Annotated in this window: 6 protein-coding genes; 3 read left to right on the top strand and 3 right to left on the bottom strand. The window is 73.0% G+C overall.

Features of this window, described 5'->3' with window-relative positions:
- Positions 1-330: transposase (locus ACIA77_RS28555; protein WP_395889074.1), on the top strand; the 330-nt coding region annotated here is incomplete at its 5' end.
- 377 nt (positions 331-707) lie between these two features.
- Here ACIA77_RS28555 and ACIA77_RS28550 read toward each other — a convergent pair.
- On the bottom strand, positions 708-3353 hold the full coding sequence (locus ACIA77_RS28550) for a LuxR C-terminal-related transcriptional regulator (protein WP_395889073.1): 2646 nt from the start codon (positions 3351-3353) through the stop codon (positions 708-710).
- A gap of 172 nt (positions 3354-3525) precedes the next feature.
- Between ACIA77_RS28550 and ACIA77_RS28545 the strand changes: the two genes are divergently transcribed.
- Both ACIA77_RS28545 and ACIA77_RS28540 read left to right on the top strand, forming a co-directional pair.
- Complete coding sequence (locus ACIA77_RS28545) at positions 3526-4341, top strand: thioesterase II family protein (RefSeq protein WP_395889072.1); 816 nt, start codon at positions 3526-3528, stop codon at positions 4339-4341.
- Between the two features lie 109 nt (positions 4342-4450).
- Positions 4451-4717 carry a hypothetical protein gene (locus ACIA77_RS28540; protein ID WP_395889071.1) on the top strand — a complete coding sequence of 89 codons (267 nt, stop codon included), beginning with the start codon at positions 4451-4453 and terminating at the stop codon, positions 4715-4717.
- A gap of 633 nt (positions 4718-5350) precedes the next feature.
- On the opposite strand, the gene ACIA77_RS28535 is transcribed toward ACIA77_RS28540, so the two are convergent.
- Entirely contained in the window at positions 5351-10708 is a 5358-nt protein-coding gene (locus ACIA77_RS28535) for a type I polyketide synthase (RefSeq protein ID WP_395889070.1), read from the bottom strand.
- Positions 10705-26439: an SDR family NAD(P)-dependent oxidoreductase gene (locus ACIA77_RS28530; protein ID WP_395889069.1), complete on the bottom strand. Its 15735-nt coding sequence runs from the start codon at positions 26437-26439 to the stop codon at positions 10705-10707. Before ACIA77_RS28530 ends, ACIA77_RS28535 begins: the two co-directional genes overlap by 4 nt.
- Between the last annotated feature and the right edge of the window lie 26 nt (positions 26440-26465).

Here is a 26465-nt window from a genome sequence, read left to right as displayed (position 1 = left end):
AACGCCGACCGCATCCGCAACGAGGCCGCCTTCGCCAAGCTCTGCGGGGTTGCACCACAACCCGCCAGCAGCGGTCGCACCACCGGCCGCCACCGCCTCAGCCGCAGCGGAGACCGCGCCGCCAACAGCTCGCTCTACATCATCACCATCGTCCGCATGCGCCGCCACCAGCCCACCCGCGACTACATCGAACGCCGCACAGCCGAAGGCCTCAGCAAACGCGAGATCATCCGCTGCCTCAAGCGCTACATCGCCCGCGAGATCTACGCCAAACTTCCCCGCCAGACCAGCGTCGACTCACCACCAACACCCACCACCGCCACAGCTTGACAAACATAGGAGCATCGAGGGGAAGACGCGGGTTTGGATGCCGCAAAGGCAGCCCTGGTGGCGTTGACCGCCCCTGGCTGGGCTGGTTGATTCCGTGGAGCTGGTGTTTGGTCGTCGAACGCGATGAGTGATGGTTTGCCGGTCGGGTGCGTCGGCCGTGGTGTTCGCGGTCGAGTCGGCCTTCCCGGGTCTGGTTGACCGGTTCTCCTTGTCCGCCAACAGACTTGGTCCGCATGCAGGTGGTGGTGGTGATCGGGCAGTGCGGCGAGGGCCTCTCGTTCGTCGAGTAGGCAGAGCCGGTCCACGGCACCGGCCACGAAAGCGTCCGAGACGAACAGGAGCCTGGATTTCCGCGCACTTTCCGGAATCAGGCCGCGCTAAAGGTGGCTTCGAGGGTTTTCGGCGGGGGCCAGTTCGGAGGCCAGCGCGGCGCGCCCGGCGACGCCGAGCTTGCGGTACACGCGGGTCAGGTGCTGTTCCACCGTGCTCACCGTGATGTACAGCGTCTCCGCGATCTGCCGGTTCGTGTGGCCCTCCGCCGCGAGCTCGGCGACCCGCAGCTCGGCCTCGCTCAGCGCTGAGGACGCCGACGTCGCAGCGAGCTCCGGGCGCGCGACCGCGGGCCGGGACACTGCCGGTGGCGCCACCGGCGGCCGGGCCAGCGGCGACCGGCCTGCCTGCCGTGGCACGTGGACCGGCTTCACCAGGCCCGCGGAGCGTTGCGCGCGCTGGCCCAGCTGGTTGAGCGTGCGCATGGTCTTCGCCAGCTCCAGCCGGTCGCCGGCACCCTTGAAGGCCTCGGCCGCCCTGGTCAGCAGGCCGGGACGCACCTCGGCGTCCCCGGCCAGCGCCAGCACCCGCAGGGCGGAGCCACGCGAGTAGGCGTCGGACGGTGCGGCGCACGCGAGCTGCTGCCTGGCCAGCTCGCCGGCCGGTGCCCGGTTGCCCAGCCGCAGGTTGGCCTCCGCGAGATCGGTGCGCCACGGCACGATCGTCGGTAGCTCCAGGTTCCACTCGCGCAGGATCCGCCGGCACTGCTGGAAGTCGCTGACCGCGGCGAGCCCCCGGTTGGTCGCCAGGTGGAAGTGGCCACGCGCGCGCAGGTACCGCACGCCGCCCAGCGTCGTCATCGCCGCGTCCGGCAGCGGGTGCCGCAGCACCGCGGCCGCCGCCTTGAACGCACCGGCCGCGGTGTGCGCGGTCAGGAGCGTGGCCAGCGGGTAGCTGATCGCGACGCCCCAGTTCGGCGCGTCCAGCATGGCCAATGCCTCCTTCGCCCGCTCCGCCGCGGCCGCGACGTCGCCCTGGCGCAGCACCAGGCTCGCACTGATCGCGTCGAGCATCGCCTTCCACGTCACCGCGCCGCGGTACTCGGCCTCCTCCCTGAGCGAGGTGCACCAGCCCTCGGCGCGGTCGGCCTTGTTGTCGTGGGCCAGCGCGAGGATCGCGGTGGCCAGCGCCTCGAGCGAAGTGTCCGACAGCCGGCAGTTCTGCAGGATCCGTTCCGCGCCCGCCGAGGTCACCTCGGTGCCGCCGGTGTGCCACACCGCGGCCAGCGAGTTCGCCGTGCGCAGCCAGGGATCGCTCGTCTCGGCCGAAGCCACCGAGACGCCGTAGTGCCAGTGTCCGGCGAGGCTCAACTCGGCGGCGGTGCGAGGGTCGAGCGGCTCGATGTCGTCTCCGAGCGCCGCGAACGCACACTCGAACGTGTCCCGCTCGCCGAACCACAGCGACTGTCGTGCGAGCGCTATGCGGTCGGTCTGGTCCAGCGAGTCACCGGCATCGCGCAGCGACTGCAGATGAGGCGCGGCGGCGGCCGGGTTCACCCGCCAGGTGATCTTGGCGAGCAGCTGCGAGATCAGCTGCTGCTCCCACCGCGCCGTCGCCACCGACGCGGCGAGCTTGAGGCAGCGGGTGGCGAAGTCGATGTCGTCCGCGAGCATCACCTCTTCCGCCGCCGCCACCAGCACCGGCAGCGCCCACTCGGCCCTCGCCTCACCCGCGGCCACGAGATGCCGGGCGACGTCGGCGGAGGGCAACCCGCGTGAGTGCTTCACGTCGGCGGCCCGCGCGTGCAGCCGCACCTTCTCGGGCCCGCGCAGCCCACCCACCACGGCGGCCGCGGCCGGCGGCTGCCGGAACCGGACACCCGCGATCAGGCCCGTGTCGGCGAGCCGGCCGGCGGAAGTCTCGGCGTCGCGCGGATCCACGCCGGCGACGAGGGCCACCGCGTCGGTGCTGACGTCGGTGTCCAGCACCGCGATCGCCGTCGCCACCTCGCGCAGCGGTGAGTCGTAGTGGTGCAGAAGCCGTTGCACGGCCTCGGAGTACGCCGAGCCGGTGTCCGTGCTGCCGCGGTGGGCGTCAACCAGTGCGTTGACCAGCAACGGGTTTCCGCCACTGAGCTCGTGGATCCGCTCGGGCAGCCCGACGTGCTCCTCGTCCGCCACCAGCTCAGCGATGGACCGCACGGAAAGCGGCATCAGCTGCACGTGCCGGTGCGGCTGCGACGCGAACGGCTGCCCACCGGCCCCGTACCACGAGTCGGCGTGGCTGAGCACCAGCAGCAACCCCGCCGACCGCGTCCGGCGCTGCAGGCGCAGGAGGAGCCGTGCGGAGGGTTCGTCCACGTGGTGGAGGTCGTCGACGGCCACGAGTACCGCGCGCTCGCGGGCCAGCCGGTGCACCGCGCTGCACAGCCCGGCGATCCAGTCGTCGGTGCCGTCGACGACGAAGCGCTCGGTCAGCGCCCTCGGCAGTGCGGGGCTCGCCAACAGCTGGTCGATCACGCCGCCCGCCACGTCCCGCTCGTCGGCGGCACCCGTCGCGGTGAGGGTGAGGATGCCCAATTCCCTGGCGCTCGCCACCACCTGGTTCTGCAACTGGGTCTTGCCGCTGGCCGGTCCTCCACCGACCAGCACCGACTCCCCGGCCCCGGCATCACATCCGATCAGCAAGGCCTCGAGGAATTCCAAGGCCTCCTGCGGGTCGTCTCGGCGGTTCTGCCCCCAGATCGCGCCCATCGCAAACTCCTCGAAGAAGGCGGTTCGCTTCCTGCCCATCGACGTTCGCAGCACGTCCCTAAGTGCTCCCAACCGCAATCTAAAGTCACCCGAAGAGGTAACTTGACTACGCACTGTCGCTGTGCACTAGGGGTTGCCGGTCCCCCCAAACGGACCGGAGACTTCCTGAACTGTGACTGCCCTGAACGAGAAATCGAGCCGGTGGATCCGGCGATTCCACGCGGCCGACGACGCCGCGGTGCGACTGGTGTGCCTGCCGCACGCAGGTGGGTCGGCTACCGCGTACTTCCCGTTCTCGCGGGCGGCCGCCGCGGCCGGGCTGGACGCCGATGTCATCGCCGTGCAATACCCGGGCCGGCAGGACCGGCGGGGAGAGCGGTGTTTCGAGGCACTCGACGCGATGGCCGAGGTCATCACCGACGACCTCGGCCAGTGGTTCGACCGGCCGGTGGCGCTGTTCGGCCACAGCATGGGCGCGACGCTCGGCTACGAGGTCGCGCGCCGGCTTCAGGCCCGGGGCGCGCGGCCTTTGGGCCTGTTCGCATCCGCGTGCCCGGCGCCGTCCGTGCCGCGGACCGAGTACGTCCACCAGTTCGACGATGACGGTTTGATCGCCGCCCTCAAGGAGATCAGCGGCACCGACAGCGCCGTCTTCGGCGACGACGAGTTGCTGCGCATGGTGCTGCCCGCCGTCCGCGGGGACTACACCGCCGTCGAGACCTACCGCCACGAGTCCGGGCGCGAGCTGGACTGTCCGATCCACGTGCTGCTGGGAGCGGACGATCCCGTCGTCGACCGCGCCGAGGCCGGTGCCTGGCGTGCCCACACCACCAGCGACTGCGCTGTGGAGGTGCTGGACGGCGGGCACTTCTACTTGAACGCGCGACTCGACGGCGTGCTGACCACCGTCGCCGCCCGCCTGCGAGACTGGCGGGAAGAGGCGCTCGCCCCCGTAACCCCAGAACACGAGTGGCCAAGGGGGGAGTAAACCCCAGCTCGCGTTCAGGTGCCGCCCCCATGGTCCGCCGGGCCCGGGTCCGCGAAACTGGATACACCAAGGAAAACAGACCGGACCACCGCCCTCGGAGGTAGCCATGATGGCCATTCGGACCGCTCCCGGCGTCACCCAGCGGATGCTTCCCGACGGGCATCTCGAGCTGATCTGCAGCAGCACCAACCGCCAGGTGGAGTGCGAGCCGGTCGCCGCGGCCATGTGGATCGCGCTCAAGCAGCACAACGGCGACGTCGACGGCGCCAGCGCCGTCCTCGCCGCGCTGTGGGAGACCGATGTCGAGACCATCCGCTACGACATGATCGCCCTGGCCGGCTCCCTGTGCTCCCTCGGTCTCCTCACCGAGGTGTGACCACGTGAACCGCCCCGGGTTCGGCAGAGACCGGTTACCGGGGTTCAGTCGACCGGGCTTGGTCAGATCGCCCAGCTCGCACCAGGTCTCGAACTCGGTCGGCGGCCGGTGGCCACAGGCCCGGTGAAGTCGCCGACCGTTGTACCGCTCCACCCCCACGGCGGTGCCGATTTCGATCTTTCTCGGTGCGCCGTGGTCTCCGAGAGTCAATGGCGAAAGCGGCGTACACCGTGCCGGCCCAGGTGGCGACGCGGGCGAAGGCCGCCACCCACCACCGGTTCGGCGCACCCGCCGAGAACTGGCGATCCGCTGGGCCCGCGGCTCGCGGACCGTCCTCGCCGGAGATCGTGGTGCGCACCGTCCGGCCGCGCACCGCACCGGCAACGCACAATCGCCGCACGAGCCGTTCGACCCGACCGCGCCCCACTGCGACTCCGTCTCACTGCGGCCACCACCACACCTTCGGTGTACCGCGCACACGGTGGTTCTCTTCCTGAACCCGGCGCGGTTCAGCGAGTCCCACACGGCCGTCGCGCGAGTCCCCAGCGCGAACGGGGCACTTGGCCGGCGTACGCGTGGGACTCGCGCGACCTCGGTGTGGGACTCGCTTGTCGGGAGTGGAGACTCGCGTGATCAGCTGGGTTTGGTGTCCAGTTCTTCGTCCAGGAGGGCGAAGAGGTCCTCGGCGCTGGCGTTTTCGATGTCCGCGGGCTCGCCGGGGGCCGAGTACGAGGCCAGCAGGGCGGTCAGACGGGTGACCAGCTTCTCGCGTGCGGACTCGTCCAGGGCGGTGTCTCGCAGTGCGGTCTCGAGAGCGGCCAGCTGGGAATCCACAATGGATGGTTGATCCGCCAGACCCGCACCGAGGAACCCGGCCACGGCGGTGGCGGAGGGGTAGTCGAAGATCAGGGTTGCCGGTAGGCGCCGTCCGGACACCTCGTCCAGCCGGTTCCGCAACTCGATCGCCGTCAGTGAATCGAAGCCGAGCTCGATGAACCCCTTCCGGGGGTCGATCGCGTCCGGACGCTCGTGCCCGAGCACCACCGCGGCGGTGCCACGCACGAGGTCGAGCACCGCCCGCTCCCGCTCCCCGGCGGGCAGTGCCACGATCCGGGCCCACGAGTCGTCGGCGGCCGTGGCCCGCCGCCGCGCACCACCACGCACCAGTCCCCGCAACATCGCCGGCACGCGATGCGCGTCGGCCCGCAGAACGGACACGTCCAGCCGTGCCGGCACCAACGATGGCTGCTCGGTGCCGAACGCCGCGTCGAACAGCTCGAGCCCGTCCGTGACCGACAGCCCGGCCACCCCGGATCGCGCCATCCGGATCAGGTCGGTGTCCCCGAGCTCCCCCGCCATGCCGCTTGCGGACCAGAGTCCCCACGACAGCGACACAGCCGGCAACCCGAGCGCCGCACGATGGTGCGCCAGCGCGTCGAGGAACACGTTCCCGGCCGAGTAGTTCGCCTGCCCGGCTGAACCAAGCGTTCCGGCGACGGAGGAGAACAGCACGAACGCGGCCAGGTCGAGATCCGCGGTCAGCTCGTGCAGGTGCCAGGCCGCGTCCACCTTCGGCCGCAACACCGTGTCCATCCGTTCCGGAGTCAGCGCAAGCAGCACCCCGTCGTCCAGGACACCGGCCGTGTGCACGACCGCGGTCAGCGGATGCTCGGCCGGCACGCCGGCCACCAACGCGGCCGCCGCGGCCCGATCCGCGAGATCGCAGGCCACCAACGAAACCGAAGCGCCCAAATCCGCCAACTCCGCCTTCAGCTCCGCCGCTCCCGGCGCCGCTGCGCCACGACGGCTGGTGAGCAGCAGGTGGCGCACGTCGTGCGCGGTCACCAGGTGCCGCGCGATCAACCGGCCCAGCGCGCCGGTGCCGCCGGTGAGCAGCACGGTTCCGTTCGGATTCAGCGACGGCGTCCGGTTCTCGGGTACGAACTTCGCCAGCCGGTGTACCAGCACGGCCCCGTCCCGGACGGCGACTCCGGGCTCACCGGCGTCGATCGCCCCGAGCACCGTGTCCAGCGCCGGCTCGCCGCCGTCGACATCGACCACCACGAACCGATCCGGGTATTCCAGCTGCGCCGACCGGACGACGCCCCACAGCGCGGCGTGGGCGAGGTCGCCGATGCCCTCGTCGGGCCGCGTCGCGACGGCGCGAGAGGCGACCACCGCCAGCCGCGAACCGGCCAGCGCCTGCTCACCGGCCCACGCCTGCACCAAAGCCAGCAGCCGGTGGGTGGCCTCGCGCGCCACCGCGGGCGACGCCGTCTCGGGCGCCGCGAACGACACGAACACCACGTCCGGGACGGCCGTCCCCGCCCGCACCGCATCGACCAGTTCGGCAACGTCTACATAGGACTTCGCGCCGAAACCGAAGGGGTCCGCACCGAGCAGAGCGTGCGAAACGTCGGCAGCGGCGTCGCCGGTATAGGGCAGCCAGTCCACCCGGAACAGCGAGTCGCCGGCGGCCGGCCGGGTGGCCGGGGCGAACGCGTCATCGGCGATCGGCCGCAGCGCCAGCGACCCCACGGTCAGCATCGGTGCCCCGGTGGAATCGGTGGCGGTGAGCGACACGGTGTTCTCGACGTCCGCCGAGAGCAGCACGCGCAGGCTCGACGCCCCGCCGGCGTACAGCGAGACCCCGGTCCACGCGAACGGCAACGCCGGCTTGTCCTCCGTCAGCCCGGCGAGGCCGATGGTGTGCAGCGCGGCGTCCAGCAGGGCCGGGTGCAACCCGAACGTCGAACCGTCGGTGTGTTCCGGCAAGGCGACTTCGGCGGCCAGGGTGTTCCCGTCGCGCCAGACTCGGCGCAGCCCGGCGAAGACCGGCCCGTAGTCGAAGCCCTGGGCGGCGAGTTCGTCGTAGCGACCGGTCACGTCGATCTCGACGGCCCCGGCCGGGGGCCACTCCGCGACGGCCGCGGGCGCGTCCGCCGACGGCGACAGCCTGCCGCTGGCGTGTTTCGTCCACTCCCCGCCATCCCCGGCCCGCGAGTAGATGCCCAGCGAGCGGGCACCCGACTCGTCCTCCGCGCCCACCGTCACCTGTACCGCGACGGCTCCGTGTTCGGGCAGGATCAGCGGCACCGCGAGCGTCAGCTCGTCGAGCCTCGCGCAGTTCACCTCGTCGCCTGCCCGCACGGCCAGTTCGACGAAAGCCGTCCCGGGGAACAGGGTCGCACCCTGCACGACGTGATCGCCGAGCCACGGCTGTGCGCGCAGCGAGAGTTTCCCCGTGAGCACGACGCCTCCGGTGTCGGCGGTCGCCACGACCGCACCCAGCAGCGGGTGCCCGGCGTCGAGTTGCCCCGCCTCGGTGACCCCGCGAACGCGGGCGCCGGTCGGGTTCTCCAGCCAGTAACGCTTGCGCTGGAAGGCATACGTCGGCAGCTCGACCCGCTCGCCACCGGTGTAGAAGCTCGTGAGGTCCACAGTAGACCCGCTGACGAACAGCGTCGCCACCGCCGCCGCGGCCGACTCGTCTTCGTCCCGGTCCTTGCGCAGCACTGGGACGAACGTCGCGCGCTCGTCTTCGCGCAGCGAGGTCTGCGCCATCGCGGTCAGCACCGCACTCGGCCCGACCTCGACGAAGGTGGTGACCCGGGCGTCGAGCAGGGTGCGGATCCCGTCGGCGAACCGGACGGCTTCGCGCACCTGGCGGACCCAGTAGTCCGGTGACGTGAAGTCGGCGTCCGGCGCCACCGTCGAAATGATCGGGATCTCCGGCTCGGCATAACTCAGTTTCCGGGCCACCGCGGCGAAATCTGCCAGCATCGGCTCCATCAGCGGCGAGTGGAACGCGTGCGAAACCCGGAGCCGCGACGTTTTGGCGAACTTCCCCGCCACCGCGAGCACCGCGTCCTCCGCGCCGGAGACCACCACCGACGCCGGGCCGTTGACCGCGGCGATGCTCACCTCCGCGGTGAGCAGCGGCGCCAGTTCTGCTTCGCCGGCCTGAACCGCGACCATCGCGCCACCGGAAGGCAGGGCCTGCATGAGCTTTGCCCGCGCAGCGACCAACGTGCACGCGTCGTCCAGCGACAGCACCCCGGCCACCTGCGCCGCGGCCAGCTCACCGATCGAATGACCCAACAGGTACTCCGGCCGCACGCCCCACGACTCCAGCAACCGGAACAACGCCACCTCGACCGCGAACAACGCGGGCTGCGTGAAACCGGTGCGCTCCAACGCCTCACCATCACCCAGAACCGTCCGCAACGGACGGTCCAAGTGCTGATCGAGCCCGGCACAAACAGCTTCCAGCGCCTCGGCGAACACCGGGTACCGCTGCGCGAGCGTCAAACCCATCCCGGCCCGCTGCGCGCCCTGCCCGGTGAACAGGAACGCCGTGCGGCCCGGCGCGGCGGCGCCGTCGACGACGCCCGCCGCCGAGCGCCCGGCCGCGTACTCGGTCAGCGCCCGTACGGCGGAAGCCTGATCGGCGGCGACGACACCCGCGCGGTGCTCGGCGAGCGTCCGGGTGGTGGCCAGCGAGAACCCCACGTTCACCGCAGACAGCTCGCGCTCGCCGACGAACGACGCCAGCTTGCCCGCCTGCGCCCGCAGTGCCTCGGGGCTGGTGGCCGAAAGGAGCCAGCTGACCGGACCGGGCTCGGCGGCGGTGGCCGGCACCGGGTCACCCTGCTCGACGATCACGTGCGCGTTGGTCCCGCTGATGCCGAACGACGACACCCCGGCCCGCCGCGGCCGCCCGGTCTCCGGCCACGGCCGCGCCGAACTGAGCAGCTCGATCGTGCCGTCCGACCAGTCGACGTGCGGCGAGGGTTCGTCGGCGTGCAACGTCACGGGCAGGACACCGCGGCGCAGCGCCTCCACCACCTTGATCACGCCACCGACCCCGGCGGCGGCCTGCGTGTGGCCGACGTTGGACTTCAACGATCCGACGTAGAGCGGCCGCTCCGGCGTGGTCACCTTGCCGTAGGTGGCGATCAGCGCCTGCGCCTCGATCGGGTCACCCAGCTTCGTGCCGGTGCCGTGCGCTTCGACGGCGTCCACTTCGGACAGCTCCAGCCCGGCGTCGGCCAGTGCCGCGCGGATCACCCGCTGCTGCGCGGGCCCGTTCGGCACGGTGATGCCGCTGGACGCGCCGTCGGAGTTCACCGCGCTGCCCCGCAGCACGGCCAGCACCTGGTGGCCGTTGCGACGTGCGTCGGAAAGCTTCTCCAGCAGCAGCATCCCGGCGCCCTCGGAGCACCCGACGCCGTCGGCGCCGCTGCCGAACGCCTTGCACCGGCCGTCCGGGGACAGCCCCTGCTGCTCGCTGAAGTAGACGAACATGTCCGGCGTCACCATCACGGTCACGCCGCCGGCCAGCGCCAGCGAACACTCGCCGCGGCGCAGCGCCTGCGCCGCCCAGTGCAGGGCGACCAGCGACGACGAGCACGCGGTGTCCACGGACACCGACGGGCCTTCGAGCCCGAGGGTGTAGGAGATGCGGCCGGAGATCAGGCTGCCGTCGCTGCTCCCGGCGCCGTAGTCGTGGTACATCACGCCCGCGAACACGCCGGTCCGGCTGCCGCGCAACGTCGAGGGCACGATGCCGGCGCGTTCCACGGCCTCCCACGCCGTCTCCAGCACGATCCGCTGCTGCGGGTCGAGCGTGCGTGCCTCGCGCGGGGAGATCCCGAAGAACTCCGGCTCGAAGTCGGCGGCGTCGTAGAGGAAGCCGCCCTCCTTCGAGTACGTCGTCCCGGGCCGGCCCGCGGTGTCGAAGATCGACGCGGTGTCCCAGCCCCGATCCTCCGGGAACTCGCCGATGGCGTCGGTGCCGCCCGCGACGAGGTCCCAGAGCTGCGAAGGCGTGGTGACGCCGCCGGGGTAGCGGCAGCCCATGCCGATGATCGCGATCGGCTCGCTCATCGCCGCGGTGAGCTTCTGGTTGTCCGCCTTGAGCCGCTCGTTGTCCATCATGGACTGGCGCAGCGCGGCGACGATCTGCTCGGTGGACGGCGCCTGGGTCACTGGGAGTCCCCTCCATCGTCGGTCCGGGTGCCGGCCATCGCGGACCGGACCAGGTCGGCCAGGTCCATCCCGGCGATCGCCGCCACCTCGTCGGTTCCGTTGGCCTCGGCCACCTCTTCGACCGGCTCGCCGAGCTCGGGCAGCAGCTCGCCGAGCAGGAACCGGGTCAGCGGCAGCGGGCTCGGGTAGTCGAAGATCAGCGTCGCCGGCAGGCGCAGCCCGCACGCCGCCCCGAGCCGGTTGCGCAGTTCCAGCGCGGCCAGCGAGTCGATGCCCAGGTCGGTGAAGCCCTTCTCGACGCCGACCGCCGAAGCGTCGTCGTAGCCGAGGACGGCCGCCGCGTGCTCGCAGACCAGTTGCAGCAGCGCCGCTTCGCGCTCGTCGGCCGACAGCCCGGTCAGCTTCTCGGCGAACCCGGCCTCGGGTGCCGCCGTCGCCGGACCCGCCGCCGCGGCGGCCCGCCGCGGGGTGGCTGTGACCAGGCCCCGCAGGAGCGGCGCGAGCCGATCGGCGTCCCGCAGGTCGGCGAGCTTCACCGGCACCAGTGCCGGCTCGCCGGCCGCGAGCGCGGCGTCGAAGAGCGCCAGACCGTCGTCGACCGACAGCTCACCGACCCCGGACCGGGCGATGTGCGTCAGGTCGACCGCGTCACCGCTACCCTCCCACGGACCCCAGGCCAGCGACGTCGCCGGGAGGCCCAGCGCCGCGCGGTGTTCGGCCAGCGCGTCCAGGAAGACGTTGCCCGCCGCGTAGTTCGCCTGCCCGGCGGCGAGCAGCAGGCCGCCCGCCGAGGAGTAGAGGACGAACGCGGCGAGATCCAGCGAAGCCGTCAGCTCGTGCAGGTACCAGGCCGCGTCCACCTTGGGGCGCAAGACGTTCTCGACCTGTTCCGGGGTCAGCGCGCTCAGCACCGCGCTGTCCATCTGCCCGGCGGCGTGCACCACGGCGGTGAGGTCGGGCAGCGACTCGATCAGCGTGGTCAGCTCGGCGCGATCGGTGACGTCGCAGGCCGCGACGGTCACCTCGGCGCCCTGCCCGGTCAGCTCGTCGACCAGTTCGCGAGCCCCTGCCGCTTCCAGGCCACGACGGCTGGTGAGCACCAGTTTTCGGGCGCCGCGGGCGACCAGGTGCCGGGCCAGGTGGCCGCCGAGCAGGCCGGCGCCACCGGTGATGAGCACCGTGCCGCCGGTGTCCCACTCAACCGGGTCGCCGACCGTCGTGACCTTCGCCAGCCGGGGCACGCGGACCTCGCCGGCCCGGACGATCGCTTCCGGCTCGCCGGAGGCGACCACCGCGGGCAGGGCTCGCCTCGACTGGGGCAGGTCGTCGACGTCGACGACCTGGACCCGGCCGGGGTTCTCCGCCTGCGCGGCCCGCACGAGTCCCCAGACCGGTGCCTGCGCGGGGTCCGGCCGGTCCGCCACGGCGTTGCGCGTGACGACCAGGAGCTTGCCGTCGGGAGAACCGCCGAGCCAGCTCTGCAGCTGTCCCAGGGTCTTCTGCACGGTCGCGTGAACCCGCGCCGGCACCTCCCCGCCGGCCGGACCGACCGGAAGGACCAGGACGTCGGCTGCCACCAGTCGTGCGTGCGTGGGGACGCCGAGACCGAGGTCGTCGGTGCCGAGCACGGCCCAGCCCTCGAGGGACTTGACCAGGCGGACACCCGCCGCGGGTTGCCAGTCGATCCGGTAGAGCGAGTCGGGCACCTTCGCGCCCAGCTGGCCCTCCGACACCGGCCGCGTCACCAGCGACTCGATCCAGGCGACCGGCGAACCGGTCGCGTCGGCCAGCGCGAGCGAGGCGTCCTTGCCCTCCTGGCGGACCCGCACCCGCAGCGTGGTGGCCCCGGCGGCGTGCAGGGAGACCTGGTTCCAGGCGAACGGGATCGTCGTCTCGGTCAGGGCCTTCGGCCCGCCGGGGACGAGGAAGTCCGTGGCGCCCAGCGCCGAGTCGAGCAGACCCGGGTGCAGGCCGAACTCACTAGCCGCGGTGCCCTCGGGCAGTGCCACCTCGGCGAACACTTCACCGTCGCGCAGCCACACCGCGCGCAGGTTCCGGAACACCGGGCCGTAGCCGAAGCCGAGCCCGGCCAGGTCGTCGTAGAGCCCGGTGAGGTCGACGGCTTCGGCGCCCTCCGGGGGCCACACCGAGAGGTCGAACTCCGCGGGCTGGGCCCCGGCGGCCAGGGTGCCCGCCGCGTGCTGGGTCCAGGTGTCCCCGGTGCGGGAGTGCACCGACAGGTCGCGGCGGCCGTCCGCCCCGGGAGCGCCGACGACGACGCGGAGGTCGACGCCACCCTCCTCCGGCAGCAACAGCGGGGCCTGCTGGGTCAGCTCCTCCAGGACGTCGCAGCCGACCTGGTCACCGGCGTGCAGGGCCAGCTCGACGTACGCGGTGCCCGGCAGCATCGTCCGGCCCAGCACCACGTGGTCGGCCAGCCAGGTCTGCCGGTCGAGCGCGAGCCGGCCGGTGAGCACCGCACCACCGTCGGGCAGCTCGACCAGCGCGCCCAGCAGCGGGTGCCCGGCGGACCTGGCGCCGAGCGAGCCGACGTCGCCCGCCCGCTTGGTCGCGTTGAGCCAGTACTCCTTGTTCTGGAAGGCGTACGTCGGCAAGTCGACAGTGGACGCGCCACGCCCGGCGAACAGTGCGGTCCAGTCGGGCTCGGCGCCCCGCGAGTACAGCGTGGCCAGCGCGGTGAACAGCGTCGGCACCTCGGCGCGGCCCCGGCGCATCGCAGGTACGCCCACGACGCGGTCGGGCCGGTCGGCGGCCGACGTGTCGCACTCGCGCGCCATGCCGGTCAGCACCGCGTCCGGGCCCAGTTCGACGAACCGGGTCACGCCGGCCGAGAGCAGGGTGCCGACGCCGTCGGCGAAGCGGACGGCTTCCCGCACGTGGTTGACCCAGTACTCCGGCGAGCAGAGCTGGTCGGCGGTGGCGATCCGGCCGGTGACGTTGGAGACGACCGGGATGCTCGGGGCGCTGTAGGTCAGTTTCTCGGCCACGACGGCGAAGTCGGCCAGCATCGGCTCCATCAGCGCCGAGTGGAAGGCGTGCGAGACGACCAGCTGCTTCGTCCGCCGTCCCGCGTTCTTGAAGGCAGCCATCGCCGCCTGCACCGCGGCCTCGGGGCCGGAGACGACCACCGAGCGCGGGCCGTTGACCGCGGCCACGTCCACCTCGGCCGGGAGCGCGGCGCGCACCTCGTCCTCGGTGGCCGCGATCGCGGCCATGGCTCCCCCGGCGGGGAGGGCCTGCATCAACCGGCCGCGAGCGGCGACCAGAGCGCAGGCGTCGGCCAGCGAAAGCACCCCGGCGACGTGCGCCGCGGCCAGCTCACCGATCGAGTGGCCGCCGACGTAGTCCGGGGTGAGGCCCCACGACTCCACCAGGCGGTAGAGCGCGACCTCGATCGCGAACAGCGCGCACTGCGTATACGCGGTCTGGTTCAGCAGCGGGCTGTCACCCCAGATGACGTCCGTCAGCGGCACGTCGGTGTCGAAGAGGCCACAGGCCTCGTCGAACGCGCCGGCGAAGACCGGGAAGGCCTCGTACAGCTCGCGACCCATGCCCGGCTGCTGGGCGCCCTGCCCGGTGAACAGGAACGCGGTCAGGTCGGCGGCGCTGGTCGTGCCGGTCAACGTGCCCGCCGGGGTCCCGCCGGTGGCGAGACTGTCCAATGCCTTCAAAGCGGCGTCGCGGCCGGTGGCCAGGACGACCGAGCGGTGGTCGAGCGCGGCCCGGCCGGTCGCCAGCGAGTAGCCGACGTCGGTCAGGTCCAGCTCCGGGTTGGCCCGCAGGTGCGCGGCCAGCCGGGCCGCCTGGTCGGCCAGCGCCGCGGCGGTCGTGCCGGCGATCGGCAGCGGGACCGACGCCAGCGGCGGTGCCGTCCGGCGCGGACGCTCCACAGTGGACGGCGGCGCCTCCTCGATGATGATGTGCGCGTTGGTGCCGCTGATGCCGAACGACGAGACACCGGCGCGGCGCGGACGGCCGTTGGGCAGCCACGGCCGGGCCTCGGTCAGCAGCTCGATGTCACCCGTGGTCCAGTCGACGACCGGGGACGGCGCGTCGACGTGCAGCGTCTTCGGGAGCGTGTTGTGCCGCAGGGCCTGGACCACCTTGATCACGCCCGCCGCGCCGCCGGAGGCCTGCGCGTGGCCGATGTTGGACTTCACCGAGCCCAGGTACAGCGGCCGCTCGCGGTCCTGGCCGTAAGTGGCCAGCAGCGCCTGCGCTTCGATCGGGTCACCCAGCTTCGTACCCGAACCGTGCGCCTCGACAGCGTCCACTTCGGACGGCGTCAGGCCACCCGCCGCGAGGGCCGCGTGGATCACGCGTTCCTGCGAGGGCCCGTTCGGTGCGGTGAGACCGTTGGACGCGCCGTCCTGGTTGACGGCGCTGGAGCGGACCACCGCGAGCACCTCGTGCCCGTTGCGCTGCGCGTCGGACAGCCGCTCCAGCAGGAGCAGGCCCGCGCCCTCCGCCCAGCCGACACCGTCGGACGCCGCCGAGAAGGACTTCGACCGGCCGTTGGGCGAGAGCACGCCCTGGCGGCTGGAGTCGACGAACAGGTCCGGCTGCGAGAGCAGCGTGACGCCGCCCGCGAGCGCCAGCCCGCACTCCCCCGCCCGCAGCGCCTGCACCGCGAGGTGCAGCGTGACCAGCGAAGACGAGCACGCGGTGTCGACCGTCATGCACGGGCCTTCCAGCCCCAGCAGGTAGGAGATGCGGCCGGAGACGACCGCGCCCGAGCTGCCGTTGGGGATGTAGGCGGCGACGTCGGCGGGCGCGCCGGGGACGCGGCTGCCGTAGTCGTCGTACATCGCGCCGGTGAAGACGCCGGTCATGCTGCCGCGCAGCGCGGTCGGGTCGATGCCGGCCCGCTCGATGGCCTCCCACGCCGTCTCCAGCAGGAGCCGCTGCTGCGGGTCCATGGCCAGCGCCTCGCGCGGGCCGATGCCGAAGAACGCCGGGTCGAACTCGGTGCCTTCGTGGAGGAAGCCGCCTTCGCGGGCGTAGGTCTTGCCGCGCTTGCCACGCTCGGGGTCGTAGATGGCGTCGATGTCCCAGCCGCGGTTGGCGGGGAACTCCGACACGGCGTCGACCTCGTCGACCAGCAGCTGCCAGAGGTCCTCCGGAGACCGGACGCCGCCCGGGTACCGGCAGGCCATGCCGACGATCGCGATCGGCTCCTGCATCGACGCGTTGGTCCTGGTCGTGGTGGCCGGGACCTTCGCGGCCGCGCCGAGCAGCTTGCCCTTGACGAAGTCCGCCACCGCCTTGGCGGTCGGGTGGTCGAAGATCAGCGTCGCCGGCAGGGTCAGGCCGGTCGCGGTGCCCAGCAGGTTGCGCAGCTCGACCGCGGCCAGCGAGTCGAAGCCGAGCTCCTTGAACGCCCGGGTGCCGTCCACTTCGGACTTGTCCGCGTAGCCGAGCACCGTGGCGACCTGGGTGCGAACGATGTCCAGCAGCACGCGGTCACGCTCGGTGTCGGCCAGTGCGGCCAGCTCCGCGGCCAGCGCGTTGTCGGCCGCCTTGGCCGCCCTGGCGGTCCGGCGGGCCTTCGGTGGGACGAACCCGCGCAGCAACGCCGGCAGGTCGTCGGTGCGGGCCTTCAACGCCGGGACGTCCACCCGCAGCGGGGCGATCACGGCGTCTTCGGTGGCGGTCGCCGCGTCGAACAGCGCGAGCCCCTGCTCCGCGGTGACCGCGGGGAGGCCGAGCCGCGCCATCCGGGCGAGGTCCGCCTCGGCCAGCTCGCCGCCGAGGCCGGTGTTCTCGGCCCAGAGACCCCAGGCCAGCGCCGTCGCCGGCAGGCCCGCGGCCCGGCGGTGCGCGGCGAGGCCGTCGAGGAACGCGTTGGCCGCGGCGTAGTTCGCCTGACCCGCGGGCAGCACCTGGCCGCCGGCCGAGGAGAACAGCACGAACGCGGCGAGGTCCCGCGTCAGCTCGTGCAGGTGCCAGGCGGCGTCGACCTTGGCCCGCAGGACCGAGTCGAGCCGGTCGGGGGTCAGCGAGTCGAAGACGCCGCTGTCGGCCGTGCCGGCGGCGTGCACCACGGCGGTGAGGTTGTCGATCGCCCCGAGCAGGCTCTCGACCTGGGTGCGCTCCGTGACGTCGCACGCGGTGACCCGCACCCGGGCATCCAGGTCGGCCAGGTCCTCGACCAGCTGCCGGGCCCCCGGCGCACCGAGGCCGCGACGGCTGGTGAGCACCAGGTCGGTGACGCCGTGTTCGGCCACCAGGTAGCGCGCCAGCAGGCTGCCGAGCCCGCCGGTGCCACCGGTGATCAGCACGGCGCCGCCGGCCTGCCACGGCGAAGCGTCGCCGGACTCGGTCTTGACGTACCGCGGCACGAACACCGCGCCCTCGCGGATCGCGGCCTCCGGCTCACCGGAGGCGACGACCGCCGCGACGGACGCGGCCGTCGCGGCCTCGTCGGCGTCGACGACGAACACCCGCCCGGGGTGCTCGGCCTGGGCCCCGCGGGCCAGACCCCACAGCAATCCCTGCGTGACGTCCACAGTGGACTCACCGATGGGCACGGCGTCCCGCGTCACGACGGCCAGGTTCGTGATCCCGAACCGAGGCTCGGCCAGCCAGGCCTGGAGTTCGGCGAGCAGCCACCCGGCGTTCTCTCGGGCTGCGGCGGGGACGTCACCCTCGGCGCCGGGCCCGGACAGTGTGATCAGCCCCGGCACCGGCTCACCGCGGTCGATGGCCGCGACGAGGTCGGTGAACCCGGCGTAGGTGGCGGCCACCCCGACCCGGCCGCGGCCGATCGCCACCACTTCGGCGTCGGACTGCGGCACGGAGACGGGCTGCCAGGCGATCTTCAGCAGCGAGCCGTCCGCCTCGGCGGACGACGCCGTCAGCTCCCGGCGGACGGGGCGCGAGACCAGCGAGTCGATGGTCGCGACCGGGCGACCCTCGCTGTCGGCCACCTCGATCGCCGACACCTCGTCGCCGTTCAGCCGCTCGATCCGCACCCGCAGCACCGAGGCGCCGGCGGCGTGCAGCGTGACGCCGTTCCAGACGAACGGAAGCAGGGTCGCGCCGCCCGGGTCGCCGAGGAGATCGGCGTGCATCGCGATGTCGAGCAGCGCCGGATGCAGGCCGTACAGGTTCGCCGTCGGCGCCGCCGGCTCCGGCAGCGCGACCTCGGCGAAGACCTCGTTGCCGCGCCGCCAGGCGGCCGTCAGCCCCTGGAAGGACGGGCCGTAGCCGTAGCCGCGCTCCTCGAGCAGGTCGTAGGCACCCTCGACGACGATCGGGGTCGCGCCCGGCGGCGGCCATTCGGTGAGGCCGGCGGGCTCGGGCCGTGGCGCCGCGGACAGCGTGCCCACCGCGTGCTGAGTCCACTCGTCGCCGTCGGCGGGACGGGAGAACACAGTGACCGGGCGCCGGTCGCCGTCGGCGGGACCGACCACGACCTGCAGCGCGACGGCGCCGTCCGGCGGCAACACGAGCGGCGCCTGCAGCGTCAGCTCCTCGACCGTCGAGTGGCCGACCTGGTCGCCGGCGGCGATGGCGAGCTCGACGAACCCGGTGCCGGGCACCAGGATCGCGCCCTTCACGACGTGGTCGGCCACCCACGGCACCGACCCGGCCGACAGCCGGCCGGTGAGCACCGTGGTGTCCGAACCGGACAGCGGCACGACCGCGCCCAGCATCGGGTGCGGCAGCGGCTGCTGCCCGACCGCCGTCACGTCGCCGGACGGCGTCGCGTCGAGCCAGAAACGCTTGTGCTGGAAGGCATACGTCGGCAGGTCGAGCCGGATCGGCCCGTCGCCGAGCACGCGGTCCAGCTTGGCGGCACCCCGGGTGTGGAGGCGGCCGAGCGCGGCCAGCGCGGTGCGCACCTCGTCCCGGTCGCGGCGGCCGAAGGGCACGAAAGCGGCGTCGGGCTCGATCTGCGGGCCGAGGGCCGTCAGCACGCTGTCGGGCCCCAGCTCGAGGAACGTCCGGACGCCGTCGGCGGCCAAGCCGGCCACCGCGTCCCCGAAGCGCACGGCTTCACGGACGTGCGTGACCCAGTACTCCGGCGACGCCAGGTCCGCGCCGGGCGAGACCGTGGAGAAGATCGGGATCCGCGGCGCGTGGAACGTCAGCCCGGCGGCGACCTCGCGGAACTCCTCGAGCATCGGCGCCATCAGCGGCGAGTGGAACGCGTGGCTCACGCGTAGCCGGCGCGTCCGGACGTCGGTGGCCCGCTCGATTCGGGCCACGACGTCGGCCACCCCCGAGATGACGACCGACGTGGGGCCGTTGACGGCGGCGATGCTGACCTCGTCCTCGTGCCCGCGGATCAGCTCGCGTGCGGCCTCCTCGGTGGTGGCGAGGGAGACCATCGCACCGGGCGGCGTGCTCAGCGCACCCATCAGACGACCACGCGCGGCGACGAGCTTCGAGGCGTCTTCGAGGGAGAGCACCCCGGCGACGTGCGCCGCGGCCAGCTCGCCGATCGAATGGCCGGCCAGCGCGTCGGGGACGATGCCCCACGACTCGGCGAGCCGGAACAGCGCGACCTCCACCGCGAACAGCGCGGTCTGGGTGTACTGCGTCTGGTCGAGCAGGCCGCGGTCCGCCAGCGTGGTCGTGCCGAGGACGACGTCGCGCAGCGGGACGTCCAGCAGCGGGTCGATCGCGGCGCAGACGGCGTCGAACGCCTCCGCGAAGACCGGGTAGGTCTCCGCCAGCGCCGCGCCCATCCCGACCTGCTGCGCGCCCTGGCCGGAGAACAGGAACGCGAGCTTGCCCTCGGTGACGACGTCGCCGCCCTGTTCGCCGGTGGCCAGCGCGTCGAGGCCATCGGCCAGCTCGGCCGGGGTCCCGGCGACGACGATTGCGCGGTGCTCCAACGCCGCGCGGGTCGAGACCAGCGAGCGGGCCAGCTCGGCGACGGTGACGTCTTCGTGGTCGGCGAGGTACTCGCGCAGCCGGGCGGCCTGCCCGCGCACCGCAGCCTTGGTGCGGCCGGAGAGCGCGACGGGGACGACGGCTTCGGGCTGCGGCTCGGCGGGCTGCTCGGCCGCGGGCGGGGCCTGTTCGATGATCACGTGCGCGTTGGTGCCACTGATGCCGAACGACGAGACTGCGGCGCGACGCGGGTGGCCGTTGGCCGACCAGTCGCGCGCCTCGGTCAGGAGCCGCACCGCGCCGGTCTCCCAGTCGACCACGGTGGACGGACGGTCGACGTGCAGAGTCTGTGGCAGCTGCGCGTTGCGCATCGCCATGACCATCTTGATGATGCCCGCGACGCCCGCGGCCGCCTGGGTGTGGCCGATGTTCGACTTGATCGAGCCGAGCCACAGCGGCTCTTCCCGGTCCTGCCCGTAGGTCGCGAGCAGGGCCTGCGCCTCGATCGGGTCGCCCAGCGTGGTCCCGGTTCCGTGCCCCTCGACAGCGTCCACTTCGGACGGTGTGAGGCCCGCGTCGGCCAGCGCCTTCGCGATCACGCGCTGCTGAGAGGGCCCGTTCGGGGCGGTGAGGCCGTTGGACGCGCCGTCGTGGTTGACCGCGGAGCCCTTGAGCAGCGCGAGGACCGGGTGGCCGTTGCGGCGGGCGTCCGACAGCCGCTCGACGAGCAGCATGCCCGCGCCCTCGCCCCAGCCGGTGCCGTCGGCGGAGTCGGCGAACGAGCGGCAGCGGCCGTCGGCGGACAGGCCGCGCTGGCGGCTGAAGTCGACGAACGTGTCCGGAGTGGACATCACGGTGACACCGCCCGCGAGGGCCAGGGCGCACTCGCCGCGGCGCAGGGCCTGGACCGCCCAGTGCAGGGCGACCAGCGAAGACGAGCACGCCGTGTCGACCGTGACCGTCGGGCCCTCCAGGCCGAGCGCGTAGGACACGCGGCCGGAGACGACACTGGCGAGGCTGCCGTTGCCGAGGTAGCCCGCGATGTCGTCGGAAACCGTGCCGAGGCGGGTGCCCCAATCGTGGTACATGACGCCGGCGAACACACCGGTGGCGCTGCCGCGCAGGGAGACCGGGTCGATGCCGGCCCGCTCGAACGCCTCCCAGGACACCTCCAGCAACAGCCGCTGCTGCGGGTCCATCGCGGCCGCCTCGCGCGGGCTGATCTCGAAGAAGTCGGCGTCGAACTCGGCGGCGTCGTGCAGGAACGCGCCGTGCTTGACGTAGCTGTGGCCGGGCTTGCCGGGCTCGGGGTCGTAGAGCGCGTCGACGTTCCAGCCGCGGTCGACCGGGAACGGCGTCAGCGCCTCTTCGCCGCTCGCGACGAGCCGCCACAGGTCTTCCGGCGTCGCGACACCGCCCGGGTAGCGGCAAGCGATGCCGACGATGGCGATCGGCTCCTCCGGGTCGGCCGTGGTGACCGGCGCGACCGGCGTCGTGGGGGCCAGGCCGCCGATGCGCGTGACGAGGTACTCGGCCAGCGCCCGCGGGGTCGGGTGGTCGAACACCAGCGTCGCGGGCAGCCGCAGGCCGCTGACCGAGTCGAGGATGTTCCGCAGCTCCACCGCGGCGAGCGAGTCGAAGCCGATCTCGCCGAACGGGCGGGACGGGCTGATGGCCGACGGACCATTGTGGCCGAGCACGGCCGCGACGTGGGTGCGCACCAGGTCCAAGACCGCGCGGTCGCGGTCGGCCTCGGACAGCGAGGCGAACCGGTCGGCGAACTGCCGCTCCGGAGTGAGCTCCCCCGCGGCCGCGGCGATGCGACGCCGGCTCGCCGGGACGAGGCCGCGCAGCAGCGCCGGGACGTCCTCGCGGGCGCTCAGCGCGGCGCGGTCGACGCGGGCCGGCACGACGGCCGGCGCGTTCAGGCCAACGGCGGCATCCAAAGCGGCGAGGCTTTCGGCCGCGGTCAGCGGGGCGAGGCCGAGGCGGCCGATCCGACTCAAGTCCTTTTCGGACAGTCCAGCGCTCATGCCGAGCGCTGTGCTGCCGTCCGTCCACAGGCCCCAGGCCAGGGACGTCGCAGGGAGGCCCTGGTGGCGGCGGTGTTCGGCGAGGGCGTCGAGGAAGGTGTTGCCCGCCGCGTAGTTGGCCTGGCCCGCACCGTCGACCAGACCGGCCGAAGACGAGAACAGGACGAAGGCGGCCAGGTCGGCGGTCAGCTCGTGCAGCGCCCAGGCGGCGTCGACCTTGGGTGCGAGGACGCTGTCGAGGCGCTCTTCGGTGAGCGAGCCGATCATGGCGTCGTCGAGCACGCCGGCCGTGTGGACGACGGCGGTCAGCGGCTGCTCGATCTTCTTCAGTGCTGCCGACAGCGACCGCTTCTTGGTGACGTCACAGGCGATGACCTGCGTCGTGGCGCCGCTTTCCGCCAGCTCGGCGACCAGTTCGGCCGCGCCCGGGGCGTCGCTGCCGCGGCGGCTGAGCAGCGCCAGGTGCCGGACGCCGTGGGTGGCGACGAGGTGGCGCGCGACCTGCGCGCCGAGGCCGCCGGTGCCGCCGGTGATCAGCACGCTGCCGTCGGCCCGCCACGCCGGTGCGTCAGTGTGGAGGCGCACGAGCCGCGGGGCCTGGACCTGGTCGCCGTCGATTCGCAGCTCCGGCTCGCCGGACGCCAGTGCGGTGGTCAGCGTCGCGGTGGTGGTTTCGCCTTCGATCAGGACCATCCGGCCCGGGTGTTCGGCCTGCGCCGAGCGCACCAGCCCCCGCGCGACGGAGTCGGCGAGCGATCCGGGCGTCCGAATCACGAGCTTGGCCACGGCGAACCGGTCGTCGGAGAGAAACTCCTGCAAGACGGCAAGGATCCGATGAGCGGCCTGTCGCGCCGCGGCCGGGACACTGCGGCCCTTCGCGGCGACCGGCACGACGACCGCGTCCGGCACCTCGGTCAGCTCGGCGAGGTCGGAGACTTCGGCCACCGAGTACTGCGCGTCCGACGCCGCGACCGGCGTCCATTCGACGGTGTGCAGCAGGTCTTGGGACCGCGGGCCGAGGTCGGCGCCGCTGACCGGGCGGGAGCGGAACGACTCGACCGACAGCACCGGCGTTCCGGCGGGGTCGGTGACCTCCAGGGAGACGCCGCCGGTGGCGGGTGAGGTGATCCGGACGCGCACCTCGGCCGCGCCGGAGGCGTGCAGCCGCACGCCGGTCCACGCGAACGGCAGGCGGATCTCGTCGGCTTCCCGGGCCTCGCCCGGGGCGAAGTCAGTGGCGTGCAGGACGGCGTCGAGCAGGGCCGGGTGCATCCCGAAGTCCTCGTCCCGCGTCCGCAGGGCGACTTCGGCGAACACGACGTCATCGCGCTTCCAGGCTGTGCGCAGACCCTGGAACAGCGGGCCGTAGCCGTAGCCCTGGGCCGCCAGCTCTTCGTACAGCTCGTTCGTGGCGACGACCTCGGCGCCGGACGGCGGCCACTCGGTCATCGGCGCGGGCTCGGCGGCCGGCGCCTCCGCCAACACGCCGGTGGCGTGGCGGGTCCAGGCGACGTCCTGCTCGGTTCGCGAGTAGAACTCGATGGTGCGGCGGCCGTCCTCGACCGGGCCGACGACGGCCTGCACCTCGACGCCACGGCCGTCCGGCACGGCCAGCGGCGCCTGCAGGGTCAGCTCTTCGACGACGTCGCAGCCCGCCCGCCCGGCGGCGTGCAGGGCCATCTCGACGAACGCGGTGCCGGGCAGCAGGGCCGTCCCGGCGATGGTGTGGTCGGCGAGCCACGGGTGCGAGCGCAGGCCGATCCGGCCGGTCAGGACCAGGCCGTCGTGGTCGGCAAGGCCGATTTCGGCGGCCAGCAGCGGGTGGCCGGAAGCGAGCTGGCCGAAGTCGGCCGCGTCGCCGTGGCCGGGCGCGGTGAGCCAGAAGTGCTTGCGCTGGAAGGCGTACGTCGGCAGGTCGACGGCGTTGGCCGGGCCGAAGAACGCGGTCCAGTCGATCACCACGCCCCGGGTGTGCAGCCGGCCGAGCGCACCGGCGAGCGCCGGGACCTCGGCGTGGCCGCGGCGCTGCGCGGGCACGAAGGCGATGTCGGTGCCGTGCGGGCCGGTGGCGGCCATGGCCGCGAGGACGGCGTCCGGGCCGACCTCGATCGCGGTGGTGACGCCGGCCGCGGCGAGCGCGTCGACGCCGTCGGCGAACCGGACCGGCCGCCGCACGTGGTAGAGCCAGTAGCCGGGCGAGCACAGCTCCTCGGTGGTGGCCGGGCGGCCGGTGACGTTCGAGATGACGGGGATGCTCGGAGCCGCGTAGTCGACGACTCCCAGGACCTCCCGGAACTCGGTGAGCATCGGCTCCATCAGCGGCGAGTGGAAGGCGTGGGAGACGCGCAGCTCGCTCGCCTTGCGGCCCTGCAGCCGGAACACCGAGGCGACGGCTTCGACCTCGGCGCGCTCGCCGGAGACGACGACCGAGTTGGGACCGTTGATCGCGGCGATGCTCACGCCGTCGGTGAGCAGCGGGCCGACCTCGTCCTCGGTCGCGGCGATGGCGACCATCGCGCCGCCCTCGGGAAGCGCCTGCATGAGCCGTCCCCGAGCGGCGACGATGAGGCAGGCGTCCTCCAGCGACCAGACGCCGGCGATGTGCGCGGCGACGAGCTCGCCGATCGAGTGGCCGAGCAGGACGTCCGGCTTGACACCCCACGACTCCAGCAGCCGGACCAGCGCGACCTCGATCGCGAACAGCGCGCACTGCGCGTACTGGGTGCCGTTCAGCTCCTCGGCGTCGTCGCCGAAGAGGACGTCTCGCAGCGGGCGGTCCATCTGCACGTCGAGGTGGTCGATGGCCTCGTCGAAGACCTCGGCGAAGACCGGGTGAGCCAGGTACAGCTCCTTGCCCATGGCGAGCCGCTGCGCACCCTGTCCGGTGAACAGCATCGCGAGCTTGCCCGGCGTGCGTTCGCCGGTGACCACGGCGGAGTCCTGCTCCCCCGCGGCGAGCGCACGCAGGCCGCGGACGGCGTCCTCGGTGGTCTCGGCGACGACCACGGCGCGGTGGTCGTGCGCGGCACGCGTGGCCGCCAGGGAGAAGCCGACTTCGGTCAGCTCGCCGGACTCCACAGTGGACACAAGCTTCGCGGCCTGCGCCTTGAGCGCTTCCTCGCTGCGCGCCGAGACGACGAGCGGGACGACCGGGAGCGGCTCAGTGACTCCCTCCTCCGCGGTCGCGGGCGCCTGCTCGATGATGACGTGCGCGTTGGTGCCGCTGACGCCGAACGACGAGACACCCGCGCGGCGCGGACGCTCGACCGCGGGCCACTCGCGGGCCTCGGTGAGCAGCTCGACCTCGCCCGCGGTCCAGTCGACGTGCGGGGTCGGCGCGTCGACGTGCAGGGTCTTCGGCAACCGGCCGCGGCGGATCGCCTCGACCATCTTGATCACGCCGGCCACGCCGGCCGCGGCCTGGGTGTGGCCGATGTTGGACTTGATCGAGCCGAGCAGCAGCGGCGTCTCGCGGCGCGGGCCGTAGGTCGCGAGCAGCGCCTGCGCTTCGATCGGGTCACCGAGGCGGGTACCGGTGCCGTGCGCCTCGACGGCGTCCACTTCGGACGGTTCCAGCCCGGCGTCGGCGAGCGCGCGGTGGATCACGCGCTGCTGCGACGGGCCGTTGGGGGCGGTGAGGCCGTTGGACGCGCCGTCGGAGTTGATGGCGGTGCCGCGCACGACGGCCAGTACGGTGTGCCCGTTCGCGACGGCGTCGGAGAGCCGTTCCAGCACCAGGACACCGACGCCTTCGGCGAAGCCGGTGCCGTCGGCGGCCGCGGCGAACGCCTTGCAGCGGCCGTCTTCGGCGAGGCCGCGCTGGCGGCTGAACGCGGTGAACGTGCCGGGTCCGCCCATCACGGCGACGCCGCCGGCGAGCGCGAGCGGGGTTTCGCCGCGGCGCAGGGCCTGCACGGCGAGGTGCAGCGCGACGAGCGAGCCGGAGCACGCGGTGTCGACGGTCAGCGTCGGGCCTTCGAGGCCGAGCGCGTAGGCGACCCGGCCGGAGACGACGCTGGGTGCGTTGCCGGTGAGCAGGTACCCGTCGAGGCCGTCCGGGGCCTCGTGCAGGCGCGGGCCGTACTCCTGGGCCTCGGCGCCGATGAAGACACCGGCGGGCGTGCCGCGCAGCGTCGTCGGGTCGATCTTCGCTCGTTCCAGCGCTTCCCAGGCCGTCTCGAGCACCAGCCGCTGCTGCGGGTCCATCGCGGACGCCTCACGCGGAGCGATGCCGAAGAAGTCCGCGTCGAACTCCCCGGCGTCGGGCAGGAAGCCGCCGGACGTGACGTAGCTGCTGCCCGGGCGGTCCGGGTCCGGGTCGTAGAGGCCGTCGAGGTCCCAGCCGCGGTCGGTCGGGAAGCCGGTGGTGGTGTGCACCTCGTCTTCGACCAGCCGCCAGAGGTCCTCGGGCGAGACGGCTCCGCCCGGGTAGCGGCAGCCGATGCCGACGATCGCGACCGGCTCGTCCGGTTCGCCGGTTGTAATCGGTCCACTGTGGACTATCTCGGCGCCGAACACCGCAGCGTGCAGGAAGCGCGCGACGGCGACCGGCGTCGGGTGGTCGAAGGCCAGGGTGACCGGCAGTTCGAGCCCGGTGACCTCGGTGAGCCGCGCGTGCAGCTCCACCGCGGCCAGCGAGTCGAACCCGTGGTCGGAGAACGCCTTTTCCGGGTCGAGCACCGCCGGGACGTCCGGCCGGGCCGCCAGGAGTGCGGCCCGCGTGGCGTCGTGGACGACGTCGGCCAGGAATGCCGCGCGGTCACCGGAGGGCAGTTCGGTCAGCCGCTCCGCGAACCCGGACGCCCGATTCGATTCGGTTTCAAACTCACGCATTCCGCACTCCACCGCTGTAGCAAGCC

The organism is Amycolatopsis sp. NPDC051903 (assembly GCF_044452505.1).
GTDB lineage: Bacteria > Actinomycetota > Actinomycetes > Mycobacteriales > Pseudonocardiaceae > Amycolatopsis.
This window is presented reverse-complemented; position numbering and strand designations above follow the sequence as displayed.